A 15,376-nucleotide genomic window follows, 5' to 3' on the forward strand; every position below is an offset into this window, starting at 1 on the left:
TCAAATGGGCATTCTGCAGCAACTTAAAAATGCCTCGCGAGAATATCTTCGACAAGATAAACCGTTCGCAACGTCTTGTTGCGGGCGGGTTCAGTGCCTGTCAGCGATTCGATTTCCCATTCCGGTTGAAGCTGGCTGCTAGCTTCGCCCTTTTCTTTTAACCATGTCACAACCGTCGGCCTATGCGCTGACCTGCGCTTGCTGAGCCGCCCTGCGGTTCGTCAGATAGACCCCCGTCACGACAACCGCGGTGCCGACAGTCAACGGCAAGGTCAGCGGCTCCCCGAAAGCGATGAAAGCCTCGAGAGCGACCGCCGGCGGCATCAGGTAGATGAGCGAGGCGGCGCGGGAGACCTGCCCCCGGCGGATCAGATAAAGCAGCAGCCCGACACCGCCCGTCGACAGGCCGAAGACCGACCAGATGAGCGCGCCATAGGCCCGGGCGGTGCCGTCGAAATGCTGGTGCTCGAAGATCAGCGACAGCGGCAGGGTGAGAATCAGCGCGCCGACATATTGCAGCGTCGCGATGGTCCGGAGGTCGCCGGATTGCAGGTGTTTCTTCTGATAGAGCGTGCCGTAGGTGACGGAGCCCATGGCAATGAGGTTAACCGCCAGCGGCACGGCGGCATGGGCGAGATCGGCCGTCGCCGGACCGAAGAGCTTCGGCGAAATAGCGATGGCGATGCCGATGAAACCGAGAACCAGGCCGAGCTGCTGCGTCTTCTGCAACCGCTCGCCGACGAGAAAGGGAGCCGCCATCGCCGTCAGCAGCGGCTGCAGCGCCGCGATGATGCCTGATATGCCGGCCGGCACGCCATTGGCGATCGCCCACCAGAGACCGGCGAGATAGAAACCATGCAGGAAGAAGCCGGAATAGACGGCCCGCAGCGCCGTCGCCCGGCTCTTCGGCCATTGTGCCCGCGCCACCAGGCAAAGCGCCAGGAATGCCAAGGCCGACAGCCCATAGCGTATCGACAGAAAGGTGAAGGGCTCGGAATGCAGCGCCGCATATTTCGCCACCACCCAGCCCGTGGACCAGAGCAGGACGAAAAGAGCGGGGGCAAGGCGATCGAGGGACATGGGGGCTCGCAAGAAAAGATTCGCCGTGCTGATAGCGGCAGCCGGCGGCCGCAGTCAAAGGCGAAGCGTTGATGCTTATTTGAAATTTCGCTGATGGTTGGGTGGATAGCGTGACCAGCGCGGCTCCTGTGGCGAATACAGAACGGCGCGCCGTGAGGCACCCCCCTCTGCCCTGCCGGGCATCTCCCCCACAAGGGTGGAGATTGGCAAGAGGTTGGGTCATCCGTCCCTCTCTGCTGTATCGAAATAGCCATGCGGTAGTTGTTTGGGGAAGCCGTCGCGCCCAGCCGATCTCCCTCCTTGTGGGGGAGATGTCCGGCAGGACAGAGGGGGGTGCCTCACGGCATGCCCTCTCCTCGCCACAGGATGAGAGAGGTGCGGTTGCATCTGCACCTCGAATCCACCTTGCCGATCGAAAAACAATCATCTGCCCACATTTTGCGCAACCACTCGAGGCAGCCATCCTCCCCACCACGCCACTTCACTTCAAATGCCCAGATTTTCGCCCGTTTCCCGCAACGCAAAATCTTTTCCCCGAACTGCGCATGGTTCTTGCATTGCAATTTGCGTTGTATTCAAATGAACAAAAAAGGGGAGCCGCACCTTTGGCATTTGATGAAATGATTACCGGGGACGAAAGTCCTCGTCCGCCTTATGAAAAATATTTCGAGTGGTACAACAGCCAAGACCGGGCGCATCTGATTGCCAAGTCCCGCGATGCGGAAAATATCTTCCGGAAGACCGGCATCACCTTCGCAGTTTACGGCCATGCCGACAGCTCCGAAAAGCTCATTCCTTTCGATATCATTCCGCGCATCATCTCCGCTCGCGAATGGCGCAAGCTCGCCCAAGGCATCGAGCAGCGGGTGATCGCGCTCAACGCCTTTCTGGATGATATATACCACAAGCAGGAGATCATCCGTGCCGGCCGCATTCCGCGCCAGCTGATCGAGAACAACGTCACCTTCATCCCCGAGATGATCGGCTTCCGCCCGCCCGGCGGCGTCTACACCCATATCGTCGGCACCGACATCGTGCGCACCGGCGAGGACCAGTTCTACGTGCTCGAGGATAACGCCCGCACGCCTTCCGGCGTCAGCTACATGCTGGAAAACCGGGAAACCATGATGCAGATGTTCCCGGAGCTCTTCCACGAAAACAAGGTGCAGCGCGTCGAGGATTATCCCTACTTGCTTCGCCAGAGCCTCGCCTCCCTTGCCCCTCCCGGCTGCACCGGCAAGCCGCGCGTCGCGGTGCTGACGCCGGGCATTTACAATTCGGCCTATTACGAGCATTCCTTCCTCGCCGACATGATGGGCGTCGAGCTGGTCGAGGGCTCGGATCTGCGCGTCATCGACGGCAAGGTGAAGATGCGGACGACCCGCGGTTACGAGGCGATCGACGTGCTCTATCGCCGCGTCGACGACGATTTCCTCGATCCGCTGACCTTCCGGGCCGATTCCGCGCTCGGCATTCCCGGCATCATGGATGTTTACCGCTCCGGCAATATCACCATCGCCAACGCGCCGGGCACCGGCATTTGCGACGACAAGGCGATCTATTCCTATATGCCGGAGATCGTCGAATTCTACACCGGCAGCAAGGCGCTGCTTGAAAACGTGCCGACCTGGCGCTGTTCGGAAGCATCAAGCCTGAAATATGTGCTCGAGCATCTGGAAGAGCTTGTTGTCAAGGAGGTGCACGGCTCCGGCGGCTACGGCATGCTGGTCGGGCCGACGGCATCGAAGAAGGAGCGCGCCGATTTCGCCGAGAAGCTGAAGGCCAAGCCCAACAACTATATCGCCCAGCCGACGCTGTCGCTCTCCACCGTGCCGATCCTCGTCAACAAAGGGATTGCACCGCGCCATGTCGACCTTCGCCCCTATGTGCTCGTGTCGGACAAGGTTCAGATCATTCCCGGCGGGCTCACCCGCGTGGCGTTGAAGCAGGGCTCGCTGGTGGTCAACTCCAGCCAGGGCGGCGGCACCAAAGACACCTGGGTATTGGAGGACTGATGCTCGGAAGAACCGCAAACGGCCTCTACTGGATGTTCCGCTACATCGAGCGCGCCGAAAATATTGCCCGTCTGGTCGATGCCGGGCTGCGCATGTCGCTCACCCGCAGCAGCGCCGGCGACGACAACTGGGATGGCGTGCTGCAAAGCGCCGGCGTGCGCGAGGCCTATGACGAAGGCCATACGAAGCTGACGAACGCCGATGCGATCGACTATCTCTTGCGCGATCGCGCCAATCCGTCGAGCGTCATGTCCTGCATCGAGTCCGGCCGCAACAACGCCCGCATGGTGCGCACCGCCCTGACACGCGAGACCTGGGAAGCGACCAACGAATGCTGGATCGACCTGAAATCGCTGCTCGAAAAGCGCGTGAAGGCCGCCGACTTGCCTGAAGTGATCGATGTGATCAAGCGCCGCGCCGGTCTCATCCGCGGCGCCTTTCATGGCTCGACGCTGCGCAACGAACTCTATAATTTCGCCCGCATCGGCACCTTCATCGAGCGGGCGGACAATACCAGCCGCATCCTCGACGTGAAATATTACGTGCTGCTGCCCTCGGTTTCATCAGTCGGCTCCTCTCTCGACAATGTGCAGTGGGAATCGATCCTGCGCTCGGTTTCCGCGCACCGCGCCTATAGCTGGGCCTATGATGGCGAATACCGGGCGATGAACATTGCCGACTTCCTGACGCTGAACGTCCAGATGCCGCGCTCGCTTGCCTATTGTTACGAAAAGATCGTCAGCAATCTCGGCTATCTCTCCCAGGATTATGGCGAGCGCCTGCCTGCCCACGATACTGCCGATGCGATCCGCACCACCCTGCAGACGAGAGCGATCCGGGATATCATGGATCAGGGCCTGCACGAGTTCCTGGAGGATTTCGTCGCGCGCAACAACAAGCTCGGTGCGGAAATTTCCGACGGCTATCGGTTCTATGTATAAGCGGATCAGAACATGCGACTGAAGATCAGCCATCTCACCGAATACCGCTACGACGGACCGACGCAGTTCTCGCTGCAAAGGCTGAGGTTGACGCCGCCGACGAGCCACCATCAGAAAGTCCTCACCTGGGCGCTGAAGGTCGAGGGTGCGATACCCGAGGTGGAATATGACGACCAGTACGGCAATCACGTCAATCTGGTCTCGCTGGAAGGCGAGCAGGATGTGACGCGCATTCTCGCCGAAGGCGAGGTCGAAACGGAAGACAACAACGGCGTCACCGGCCCGCATACCGGCTTCTGCCCGCTTTGGCTCTTCCTGCGCGACACGCCGCTGACCAAGGGCGGCAAACTGGTGAAGGAACTGATCAAGGGCGTCGGTGGCGATAACGAGCTTGCCCGCATGCATGCACTGATGGCGGCAATCCACGAGACGGTCGCCTATAAGCCCGGCACCAGCAACACCGAGACGACGGCCGAACAGGCGCTGGAGAAGAAGAGCGGCGTCTGCCAGGACCACGCGCATATCTTCATTGCCGCCGCCCGCGCCCTGCAGGTGCCGGCGCGTTATGTCTCGGGCTATCTGATGATGGAAGAGAAGGTCGAACAGGCGGCGACCCATGCCTGGGCAGAGGCCCATATTCCCGGCCTCGGCTGGGTCGGATTCGATCCGGCCAACGAGATCTGCCCGGATGCGCGTTACATCAGGATCGCTTCCGGTCTCTGCTATCGCGACGCCGCGCCGATTTCAGGCATGCGCATAGGCACGCCGGGCGAAACGCTGTCGGTCACCGTGAAGGTCGAGGACGGCGGGCAGATGCAAAGCCAGAGCCAGAGCTGAACCGCCGGTCCCGAAATCCACCAGCTTCCGGCAGATGGCGCAGGTAAATTTGCCGTTCGTCAATTTTTCATTTGCATGCATCAAGTTTGATGCGACGTGCCTTAGCCGGCGGCAAGAACCTGGAGATGACCGAGGGCCCCGTAGCTCAAGATCGCCTGATCGGCCGTCAGCAACGGTACGCGATGAAAACGGGCGGTGGCAGCGATGATGCGGTCGGCCGGATCGGCATGAAACTCACCAGGCAGTCGAACGCTGTCTATCGCTATGGAAGGTTCGATCGGTGCGAGCTGGAGTCCCCGCAGAGACAGCGCGCTATCGATCCATCGCCCGACGTCATCGCCGAGCGCCAAGCGTCCCTTCTGCACGAGCATCGCGATTTCCCAAGGCGTAATCGCCGAAATCAGGATCCGGCTTTTCCCCGTCATCTGATCGATGATGCGCCGGGCTTGTGAGCTGAGACGCGCATCGTCCTGCAATGCCCAAACGAGGATGTGCGTATCGATGACGATCAACGAACGGCGTCCCAATCCACTGGTGCGACTGCCGGAGACAGCGGATCGTCATAGCGCAATACGCTGCCCTTCATCGCGCCGATGATACTCCTGCGTCCGCGAGTGTCAGGTGCCGGTGAAAGCACGGCAACTGGCCTGCCACGCTTGGTGATGACGATAGATTCGTCGTCCTTCCCCATCTGATCGATAAGGTTCAGACATTTCGCCTTGAACTCGGCTGCACCGACCACCCTCGACATAACCATATCTCCTGTACACTTGTACAGAATATAATGCCATTTTCTTGCTGAGCAAGCGGAAAGAAAAAGGCGGGGTTTCACCCGCCTTTTCACTGATTTCCACTTTCGGATACCCGCTTTAGTGGCTGTCCTTACCGACAGCGTTTCCGCGGCATCCCTTGAGGAAGTCGAGGTCGGCGCCGGTGTCGGCTCCTTCGACATGCTGCTGATGCAGGAAGGCATAGCCTGATTTGGGCAGATCGTGGTTCGGCTGCCATTCGGCGAGACGACGCGCCAATTCCTCGTCGGAAATGTCGAGATGCAGGCGGCGGTTCGGCACGTCAAGCTCGATCATGTCGCCGTTTTTCACCACCGCCAGCGGCCCGCCGACGGCTGCTTCCGGAGAGGTGTGCAACACGACGGTGCCGTAGGCCGTTCCCGACATGCGGGCGTCTGATATACGCACCATATCGAGGATGCCCTTCTTCAGCACCTTGGGCGGCAGGCCCATGTTGCCGACTTCGGCCATGCCCGGATAGCCCTTCGGCCCACAGTTCTTCATGACCATGATGCAGGTTTCGTCGATGTCGAGGTTGTCGTCGTTGATCTTCGCCTTGTAGTCGTCGATATCCTCGAACACCACAGCCCTGCCCCGGTGCACCAGCAGATGCGGCGAGGCGGCCGAAGGCTTCAGCACCGCGCCCTTCGGCGCGAGGTTGCCGCGCAGCACGACGATGCCGCCCGAAGACGTCAGCGCCTTTTCAGCCGGCAGGATGACGTCCTCGTTCCAGTTGACGACGTCCTTGACCTCGTCCCAGACGGTTTCGCCGGAGACCGTCAGCGCGTCCTTGTGCAGGAGGCCGGCTTCGCCGAGGCGCTTCAGCACGACAGGCAGGCCGCCGGCGTAGAAGAACTCTTCCATCAGGTATTTGCCCGACGGCATCAGATTGACGATTGTCGGAACGTCGCGGCCGCAGCGGTCCCAATCGTCAAGCGAAAGATCGATGCCGACGCGGCCGGCGATGGCGAGCAGGTGGATGACGGCGTTGGTCGATCCGCCGATCGCCGCATTGGTGCGGATGGCGTTCTCGAAAGCCTGCTTCGTCATGATTTCGGAGGGCTTCAGGTCATCCTTGACCATCTGCACGATCCGCCGGCCGGTGAGCTGCGCCATCACCTTGCGGCGGGAATCGACACCGGGGATCGCGGCATTGCCGGACAGTGCCATGCCGAGCGCCTCGGCCATGGAAGCCATGGTGGAGGCAGTGCCCATGGTGTTGCAGGTGCCCGACGAACGGCTCATCGAAGCTTCCGCCTCGAGGAACTCGGCCTGCGTCATCTCGCCGGCCTTCACCATTTCGGAGAACTTCCACAGATGCGTGCCGGAACCGACACGTTCGCCGCGGAAATAGCCGTTCAGCATCGGCCCGCCGGTGACGACGATCGAGGGCAGGTCGCAGGAGGCAGCACCCATCAGCAGCGACGGCGTGGTCTTGTCGCAGCCGACGAGAAGCACGCAGCCATCCATCGGCTGGCCGCGGATCGCCTCTTCCACCGCCAGAGCGGCGAGATTGCGGTACATCATCGCGGTCGGGCGGAAGGTGTTTTCCGATGCCGAGAATACCGGCACCTCGAGCGGGAAGCCGCCGGCCTCCCAGACACCCGCCTTCACCTTCTCGGCGAGCTCTCTCAGATGGCCGTTGCACGGGGTCATATCCGACCAGGTGTTGAGGATGCCGATCACCGGCCGGCCGTCGAACAGGTCGTGCGGGTATCCCTGGTTTTTAAGCCAGCCGCGGTGATAGATCACGTCGCGGCTTGTGCCGCCGTACCATTCCTGCGATCTCAGCCTGCGCGGCCATTCCGCTTTCTTTTTCATAGTCTCTGTCCTTCAGGATATCCCCGGACCGCCTCGTACGGCCCGGGTAACCGCGCTTTGTTTAAGCCAGCGTGTAGGCGGTCTTGACGGTTGTGTAGAACTCGGCGGCGTACTTGCCCTGCTCGCGCGGGCCGTAGGACGAACCCTTGCGGCCGCCGAACGGAACGTGGAAATCGACGCCTGCCGTCGGCAGGTTGACCATGACCATGCCGGCTTCCGAATTGCGCTTGAAATGCGTCGCGTGTTTCAGGCTGGTCGTGGCGATGCCGGCCGAGAGGCCGAACGGCGTGTCGTTGGCGATGGCAAGCGCCTCGTCGTAATCCTTCGCCCGGATCACCGAGACCACAGGTCCGAAGATCTCCTCGCGCGAGATGCGCATCTGGTTGGTCGCTTCGGTAAACAGCGTCGGCTGCAGGTAGAAACCGGGCGTGTCGCGCGAGACCAGCTCGCCGCCGAAGGCGAGTTTGGCGCCTTCCTTCTTGCCGATCTCGATATAGTCGGTATCGGTCTTCAGCTGCCGCTCGTCGACGACGGGTCCGATATGGGTGCCAGCCTTCAGCGCATTGTCGACGACGAGCGTCTTCAGCTTGTCGGTCAGTGCCGCGACGAATTTGTCGTGGATGCCCTCGGTGACGATCAGCCGTGAGGAGGCGGTGCAGCGCTGGCCGGTGGAGAAGAAACCGGAATTGGCGGCAGCCTCGACAGCGACGTTGAGGTCGGCATCGTCGAGCACGACCATCGGGTTCTTGCCGCCCATCTCAAGCTGGAACTTGCGGTTATGCTCGATGGAGGCGGCGGCGACGCGCCTGCCGGTGCCGGTGGAACCGGTGAAGGTAATGCCGTGAACGTCGGGGCTTTCGAGCATGGCCTGGCCGACGACCGAGCCCTTGCCCATGACGAGGTTCAAGACGCCCTTCGGCAGGCCTGCCCGGTTGAGGATATCGACGATCGCCCAGGAACAGGCAGGCACCAGTTCGGCCGGCTTGAAGACGATGGTGTTACCGTAGCAGAGCGCCGGGGCCATCTTCCAGGCGGGAATGGCGATCGGGAAATTCCACGGCGTGATGATGCCGATGACGCCGAGGCCTTCGCGGGTGATCTCGACGCCGATATTCGGGCGAACCGACGGGATGACCTCGCCGGCGAGCCGCAGGGCTTCGCCTGCGAAGAATTCGAAGATCTGCGAAGCGCGGATGACTTCGCCGGTGGCCTCAGGCAGCGTCTTGCCTTCCTCGCGGGCGAGCAGCGCCCCGAGTTCGTCCTTGCGCGCCATGATCTCGTCGCCGGCCTTCTTCAGAATGACGTGGCGTTCCCAGATGCCGGAACGTGACCAGGCCGGGAAAGCCGCCTTGGCGGCGGCGATGGCGTTTTTCGTGTCCTCGGCGCTGCCATCGGCATAGAGGCCGACGACCTCGTTCGTATCCGACGGGTTGATGTTCTTCGTCGCGTTCGAGCCGACCCATTCGCCGGCGATCAGGTTTTGATAAATGGTCATGGGCTCAACAAGCCTCCTTTACCGTTTACATCACGATCCGGCCGCGCAGGCGGCCGGATCTCAAAAATCAGAGCTGCCTGACAGCGATCTCTTCTTCGGCGGCCACCTTCAGCGGATTGCGCAGCGCCAGGCCGAATTCGGCGACTTCGATCTCGAAGACATCGCCCTCTTCCGCCTTGATGCCGTCGGCAAATGAAAGCGTTGCCGTGCCGAACATATGGACATGCACATCGCCCGGGACACGGAAGATGCCGTATTTGAAATGGTGATATTCCAGGTTGGCGAAGGTGTGTGACATGTTCGCTTCGCCCGACAGGAACGGTTTTTCGAAGATCACCTTGTCGCCGCGCTTGATGCGCGAGGTGCCGCGAATATCGTCCGGTGCGGCGCCGATGCGGATTTCCGGACCATAGGCGGCCGGGCGCAGTTTCGAGTGGGCCAGATAGAGATAGTTGATCCGTTCGGTGACGTGGTCCGAAAACTCGTTCGACAGGGCAAAGCCGATGCGGAACGGCGCGCCGTCCTTGGCGATCACGTAAATGCCGGCCATTTCAGGCTCTTCGCCGCCATCGAGGGCGAAGGAAGGCGAGATCAGCGGGGCGCCGGGAGCAGCCGTGCCATAGCCGTTGCCCTTGTAGAACCATTCCGGCTGCACGCCCTTTTCGCCTGATTTCGGCTTGCCGTTCTCAAGGCCCATCTTGAACATCTTCATCGAGTCGGTCAGCGTTTCCTCGGCCGCCTCGCTGGTCTTCTTGTGCATGGAATCGCGCGTTGCCGCCGAGCCCAAATGTGTCAGGCCGGTGCCGGTCAGGTGCAGATGGGCGGCATCGGGATGGGTGATCGGCGGCAGGAAGCGGCCTTCCGCATAAGCCTTTTCAAGATCGACGGTATCGCCGTAGCCATGGGCCTCGATGACCGCGGCAAGCGACTTGCCGCCATCGGCGGCTTCCATCGCCAGCGCATAGACGCTGCCGGCATTGTTGACCGACCTGGCCGCACCACCCGGCTCGCGCACGGCGACGACGATCTCTCCGTTGGCACCTTTGATCTGGGAAATAAGCACGTCTTCGATCCTTCTCGTTTCGGCGAAGACAGGAAAAAGCTCCGCCTGTCCGGCTCCATCAGGAGCCGGAATCCATCATTCATATGACTGCGAATGCTCGGGCTGCGCTTGGGCGCTCAGCCCTTGTTCTTATTGTAGACGTCGAAGAACACGGCAGCGAGAAGCACCGCACCCTTGACCATCTGCTGCGAGTCGGTGCCGAGACCGTGGATCGACATGCCGTTGTTCATGATGCCCATGATCAAGGCGCCGATGACCGCGCCGGTCACCTTGCCGACGCCGCCCTGGGCCGACGCGCCGCCGATGAAGCAGGCCGCGATCACGTCGAGCTCGAGACCGAAACCGCCCTTGGCCGTCGCCGAGTTGAGGCGCAGGGCAACGATCAGGCCGGCGAGACCCGCAAGCAGGCCCATGTTGGCGAAGGTCAGGAAGGTCAGCCGCTCGGTGTTGATACCGGAAAGCTTGGTCGCCTTCTCATTGCCGCCCATGGCGTAGATGCGGCGGCCGATCGTCGTGCGGCGGGTAATGAAGGCATAGGCAGCCACCAGAACCAGCATGACCATCAGCACATTCGGGAAGCCGCGATAGATCGACAGCTGGTAGCCGAGCGCCAGAATGGCGAGGGTGACAATGATGTTCTGGGCGAGGAAAAAGCCCAGCGGCTCGACGTCATTGCCATGCTTCTCGTTCGACAGGCGCTTGCGCCACGCCAGGTAGAAGAGCGTAACGGCGCCGACAACGGTCAGAATGATCGAGGTCGAGTTGATGCCACCCATATCGAAAGCGTTCGGCAGGAAGCCGATGCTGATCAGCTGGAACTCCGGCGGGAAAGGACCGATGCTGGTGCCAGTTCCCGATGCCGTCATCACGAACAGCGTCAGGCCGCGGAAGACCAGCATGCCGGCCAGCGTCACGATGAAGGACGGAATCTTGTGATAGGCGACGAAATAACCCTGGATGCCGCCGACCAGCGCGCCCATGGCAAGGCAGACGATACCGGCCAGGACATAATTGGTGTGCCATTGCACCGTCATCACGCCGGCGATGGCGCCGATGAAACCGACGACGGATCCGACCGAAAGATCAATATGGCCGGCGACGATCACCAGCAGCATGCCGAGCGCCATGATGACGATGAACGAGTTCTGCAGAATGATGTTGGTCAGGTTGAGCGGCCTGAAGAGAACGCCACCGGTCGAGAACTGGAAGAACACCATGATCGCGATGAGCGCGATGAACATGCCGTATTCGCGGATGTTGCCGCGAACGTAGTCTCCGATGGAGACGACACGCCCTTGCTCAGCGATGGGTTGATTGATCGGTGTCATTGCTTCTTCTCCCCTGAGCGCATGATAGCGCGCATGATGGTTTCCTGGCTTGCTTCTCCCTTCGGCAGTTCGGCGACGATGCGTCCTTCGTTCATCACGTAGATGCGGTCACAAGTGCCAAGCAGTTCGGGCATTTCCGACGAGATCATCAGAACGCCCTTTCCATCGGCGGCAAGCTGGTTGATGATAGTATAGATTTCGTATTTTGCGCCAACGTCGATGCCGCGCGTCGGCTCGTCGAGGATCAAAATATCGGGATTGGAGAACAGCCATTTCGACAGCACCACCTTCTGCTGGTTGCCGCCGGAAAGATTGACCGTCTCCTGGAAGATGCTGGAAGAGCGGATGCGCAACTTCGACCGATAGTCGGTCGCAACCCGCGATTCCTTGACGCTGTCGATGACAGACGCGTTCGACACCGCCTTCAAATTGACGAGCGTCGTGTTGTGCAGGATCGTGTCGTTGAGCACGAGGCCGAGCTGCTTGCGGTCTTCGGTGACGTAGGCGAGACCCGCGTCGATCGCCCTGCGCACGGTGCTGACGTCGACCGCCTTGCCGTGCATCAGCGCCTCGCCCGAGACCTTGTGGCCATAGGCCTTGCCGAACAGGCTCATGGCGAATTCGGTGCGTCCTGCTCCCATCAGGCCGGCGATGCCGACGACCTCGCCCTTGCGGACGGTGATGTTGATATTGTGCAGGACCTGACGGTCGCGGTGCTGCTGGTGATAGGCGTTCCAGTTCTTCACTTCGAGAATGGTTTCGCCGATCGGCACCGAACGCGGCGGATAGCGGTCTTCAAGATCGCGGCCGACCATGTTGCGGATGATGATGTCTTCGCTGATCTCGTCCGCATGACAGTCGAGCGTCTTGACGGTCATGCCGTCGCGCAGGACCGTGATCTGGTCGGCGACCTTGCGGATCTCGTTCAGCTTGTGGGAGATGATGATCGAGGTGATCCCCTGCTTGCGGAACTCGATCAGCAGGTTGAGCAGAGCGTCGGAATCGCTTTCGTTGAGCGAGGCCGTCGGCTCGTCGAGGATCAGCAGCTTGACGCTCTTCGACAGCGCCTTGGCGATCTCGACCAGCTGTTGCTTGCCGACGCCGATGTCGGTGACCAGCGTGTTCGGAGATTCCTGCAGGCCAACCTTCTTGAGCAGCTGCTTGGTGCGGTTGAACGTCTCGTCCCAGCTGATGACGCCGCTCTTGGCATTCTCGTTGCCGAGGAAGATGTTTTCCCCGATCGCCAGCAACGGCACGAGCGCCAGTTCCTGGTGGATGATGACGATGCCGATTTCTTCGGAGTCCCTCAGGGCCTTGAAGTTGCGCGTCTCGCCTTCATAAATGATGTCGCCGTCATAGCTTCCGGTGGGATAGACGCCAGATAGCACTTTCATCAGGGTCGATTTGCCGGCCCCGTTTTCGCCCACCAATGCGTGGATCTCACCTTGGCGAACCTTGAGGTTCACGTTCTCCAGCGCCTTGACGCCTGGGAACGTCTTGGTGATGCTCCGCATCTCGAGGATGGTATTGTCCATAGTCAAAGTTCCAGCGCCCCCAGCCGTTAAATGGCCGGGTCATCATAAAATCGAAGACCGGAGCCCGCAAGCGCGGGCTCCGGCCTCCTGTTCAACTTACTTCAGCTTGTCTTCGGTGTAGTAACCGCTGTCGACGAGGATCTGCTTGTAGTTGGTCTTGTCGACGGCAACCGGCTTCAGCAGATAGGACGGAACGACCTTGACGCCGTTGTCGTAGGTCTTGGTGTCGTTGACCTCAGGCTCCTTGCCGGACATGACGGCATCGACCATGGCAACAGTGACCTTGGCGAGTTCGCGGGTGTCCTTGAAGATCGTCGAATGCTGTTCGCCAGCAATGATCGACTTGACCGACGGGATTTCAGCATCCTGACCGGTGACGATCGGCAGCGGCTGGGCAGCCGTACCATAACCAACGCCCTTCAGCGAGGAGATGATACCGATCGACAGACCGTCATAGGGAGACAGGACGGCATCGACCTTGGCGTCGGTGTAGTTGGCCGAGAGCAGGTTGTCCATGCGGGCCTGGGCCGTTGCCGGATCCCAACGCAGCGTGCCGACCTTGTCCATGCCGGTCTGGCCGGACTTCACGACGAGCTTGCCGCTGTCGATGTAGGGCTGCAGGACGGACATTGCGCCATCATAGAAGAAGAAGGCGTTGTTGTCGTCCGGCGAACCGCCGAACAGTTCGATGTTGAACGGGCCCTTGCCATCCTTGAGGCCGAGGCCGTCAACGATGGAGCCGGCCTGCAGAACGCCGACCTGGAAGTTGTCGAAGGTTGCGTAGTAGTCGACGTTGCCCGAATCGCGGATCAGACGGTCATAAGCGATGACCTTGATGCCGGCGTCGTGTGCCTTCTGGAGAACGTCGGAAAGCGTGGTGCCGTCGATCGAAGCGATGACGAGAACCTTGACGCCCTTCGTGACCATGTTTTCGATCTGCGAAAGCTGGTTCGGAATGTCGTCGTCGCCATACTGCAGGTCAGTGCCGTAACCGGCAGCCTGGAGCTGCTTGACGATGTTGTTGCCGTCGTCGATCCAGCGGGCCGAAGCCTTGGTCGGCATGGCAATGCCGACGGTGCCCTTATCCGCGGCCAGAGCCGGTGCAACGAACGAAGCGACGCCGAAGGCAGCCGCGGCCATCAATGAGATAATGGATTTCATTTCTCTCTCCCTTGTTAATAGAGCAGCGGACGAAAAATCGCCCGCCCCGAAACTGTGGCAGGTTCCGTATTGGATAGTTACTTCAGATGGTGAGAAACGAAGTAGGTCTCCTCCACGATCTCACACGTGTTGAGTGCCAACCAGCACACGGCGGCAAACTGGTATGGATTCCTATAACTGTCAAATAGAATAAGTGCTAACGTGCATAACAATTTTGGTATATCGTTAAAAAGTATTACTTTTGATGGAGCGCAGTGGGGAGGCTGCAACCATGACGATTGTTTCCGAGCCCATTTCGATGGATCACGTCGATATTCACAGCGATAATTTCGGTGATGACAGCCTTTTACGTGCAGGACTTAAGCTGAATCACCTGCGGATGATCGTCGCAATCGAAGATAGTGGACAGATTTCCGCAGCTGCGGAAGTCCTGAACATCTCGCAGCCCGCCGCATCCCGCATGCTGTCCGAAATGGAATCGATCACCAAGACGCCGCTCTATGAGCGCGTCGCCCGCGGCGTGGTGTTGACGACCTTCGGCGCCGCCCTTGCGAAACGCGCCCGGAAGATCCTGCTGGAGCTGCGCGAGGCGAGCCGCGAGATCGGCGAATTGAAAAGCGGCAAGGGCGGCCCGGTCTTCATCGGCGCGGTGACGGCGCCGGCCATGAGCCTCGTGGTGCCGGCGATCAACAGGGTGCGCAAAGCCTATCCGGGCATCGAGATCAACATCCAGGTGGAGACCAGCAATGTGCTCGCCCGCGAGCTGCTCGCCGCCCGCCACGACTTCATCATCAGCCGCATTCCCGACGATCTCAACCCGCGCCTGTTCGAGGTGAAGGAGATCGGCATCGAGCGGGCCTGCCTGATCGTGCGCAACCGCCATCCGCTGCTGAAAAAGAAAAAGACCAGCAGCCTTTCCGACATCAGGGATTACGACTGGGTGTTCCAACCGCCGGGCACGCTGCTGCGCCGCACGATCGAGGACATCTTCCTGTCGCGCGGCGTGGCGCTGCCGGAGAATATCGTCAACACCTCCTCGCTGCTGCTGACCTGCGCCATCGTCTGCGAAACCGATGCAATCGCCCCCGTCGCGACCGACGTCGCCCAATTCCTGTCCAGCCAGGACGCCAAAGCCTCCGACGTGCGCATGCTGCCGATCGATTTCGACATCAACGTCAAGCCCTACAGCCTGATCACGGCGAAGGAACGGGCGCTGCCGCCGAGCGCCCGGCTGCTCTACGACATCATCCTCGAGGAAAGCCTGAAGCAAGCGGGCTGACCGCCGCAAGCCCGGCGCCATCTTGCTCTTCTT

13 protein-coding genes are annotated in these 15,376 nt (G+C 60.6%); 4 read left to right on the forward strand and 9 right to left on the reverse strand.

Going from position 1 to position 15,376, the window contains the following annotated elements; genetic code table 11:
* Positions 1 to 180: 180 nt before the first annotated feature.
* Positions 181 to 1,080, reverse strand: coding sequence for a DMT family transporter (locus QMO82_RS17445; RefSeq protein WP_183607925.1), 900 nt, complete (start codon positions 1,078 to 1,080; stop codon positions 181 to 183).
* Positions 1,081 to 1,685: 605 nt separating this feature from the next.
* Here QMO82_RS17445 and QMO82_RS17450 point away from each other — a divergent pair.
* Genes QMO82_RS17450 through QMO82_RS17460 form a run of 3 tightly spaced genes read left to right on the forward strand, consistent with a single transcriptional unit; the run spans position 1,686 to position 4,873 of the window.
* Positions 1,686 to 3,095, forward strand: coding sequence for a circularly permuted type 2 ATP-grasp protein (locus tag QMO82_RS17450; protein WP_183607924.1), 1,410 nt, complete (start codon positions 1,686 to 1,688; stop codon positions 3,093 to 3,095).
* A complete protein-coding gene (locus QMO82_RS17455; RefSeq protein WP_183607923.1) occupies positions 3,095 to 4,036 on the forward strand; it encodes an alpha-E domain-containing protein in 942 nt (313 codons plus the stop codon). Before QMO82_RS17450 ends, QMO82_RS17455 begins: the two co-directional genes overlap by 1 nt.
* A 12-nt stretch (positions 4,037 to 4,048) precedes the next feature.
* Positions 4,049 to 4,873: a transglutaminase family protein gene (locus QMO82_RS17460; protein WP_097620781.1), complete on the forward strand. Its 825-nt coding sequence runs from the start codon at positions 4,049 to 4,051 to the stop codon at positions 4,871 to 4,873.
* Positions 4,874 to 4,974: 101 nt separating this feature from the next.
* Here the strand turns inward: QMO82_RS17460 and QMO82_RS17465 are convergent, their stop codons facing one another.
* The 8 genes from QMO82_RS17465 to chvE form a co-directional block, all read right to left on the reverse strand.
* A complete protein-coding gene (locus QMO82_RS17465; protein WP_183607922.1) occupies positions 4,975 to 5,385 on the reverse strand; it encodes a type II toxin-antitoxin system VapC family toxin in 411 nt (136 codons plus the stop codon).
* Positions 5,382 to 5,624, reverse strand: a complete 243-nt coding sequence (locus QMO82_RS17470) for a type II toxin-antitoxin system Phd/YefM family antitoxin (RefSeq protein ID WP_183607921.1) — start codon at positions 5,622 to 5,624, stop codon at positions 5,382 to 5,384. Before QMO82_RS17470 ends, QMO82_RS17465 begins: the two co-directional genes overlap by 4 nt.
* 118 nt (positions 5,625 to 5,742) lie before the next feature.
* A complete protein-coding gene (araD, locus tag QMO82_RS17475; RefSeq protein ID WP_097620778.1) occupies positions 5,743 to 7,482 on the reverse strand; it encodes an L-arabinonate dehydratase in 1,740 nt (579 codons plus the stop codon).
* Between the two features lie 61 nt (positions 7,483 to 7,543).
* On the reverse strand, positions 7,544 to 8,977 hold the full coding sequence (locus tag QMO82_RS17480) for an aldehyde dehydrogenase family protein (RefSeq protein ID WP_183607920.1): 1,434 nt from the start codon (positions 8,975 to 8,977) through the stop codon (positions 7,544 to 7,546).
* 67 nt (positions 8,978 to 9,044) lie between these two features.
* The gene (gene araD1 / locus QMO82_RS17485) at positions 9,045 to 10,040 is read right to left on the reverse strand and encodes an AraD1 family protein (protein ID WP_183607919.1); all 996 of its coding nucleotides are present in this window, start codon (positions 10,038 to 10,040) and stop codon (positions 9,045 to 9,047) included.
* 116 nt (positions 10,041 to 10,156) lie between these two features.
* Positions 10,157 to 11,368, reverse strand: coding sequence for a multiple monosaccharide ABC transporter permease (gene mmsB, locus QMO82_RS17490; protein ID WP_183607918.1), 1,212 nt, complete (start codon positions 11,366 to 11,368; stop codon positions 10,157 to 10,159).
* Complete coding sequence (gene mmsA, locus QMO82_RS17495; protein ID WP_183607917.1) at positions 11,365 to 12,903, reverse strand: multiple monosaccharide ABC transporter ATP-binding protein; 1,539 nt, start codon at positions 12,901 to 12,903, stop codon at positions 11,365 to 11,367. Before mmsA ends, mmsB begins: the two co-directional genes overlap by 4 nt.
* Positions 12,904 to 12,999: 96 nt before the next feature.
* A complete protein-coding gene (gene chvE, locus QMO82_RS17500) occupies positions 13,000 to 14,064 on the reverse strand; it encodes a multiple monosaccharide ABC transporter substrate-binding protein (protein WP_047611463.1) in 1,065 nt (354 codons plus the stop codon).
* A gap of 271 nt (positions 14,065 to 14,335) precedes the next feature.
* On the opposite strand from chvE, the gene QMO82_RS17505 reads away from it, so the two are divergent.
* The gene (locus tag QMO82_RS17505) at positions 14,336 to 15,343 is read left to right on the forward strand and encodes a LysR family transcriptional regulator (RefSeq protein WP_183607916.1); all 1,008 of its coding nucleotides are present in this window, start codon (positions 14,336 to 14,338) and stop codon (positions 15,341 to 15,343) included.
* Positions 15,344 to 15,376: the final 33 nt, after the last annotated feature.

The organism is Rhizobium sp. BT04 (genome assembly GCF_030053135.1).
GTDB classification, from domain to species: Bacteria; Pseudomonadota; Alphaproteobacteria; order Rhizobiales; family Rhizobiaceae; genus Rhizobium; species Rhizobium binxianense.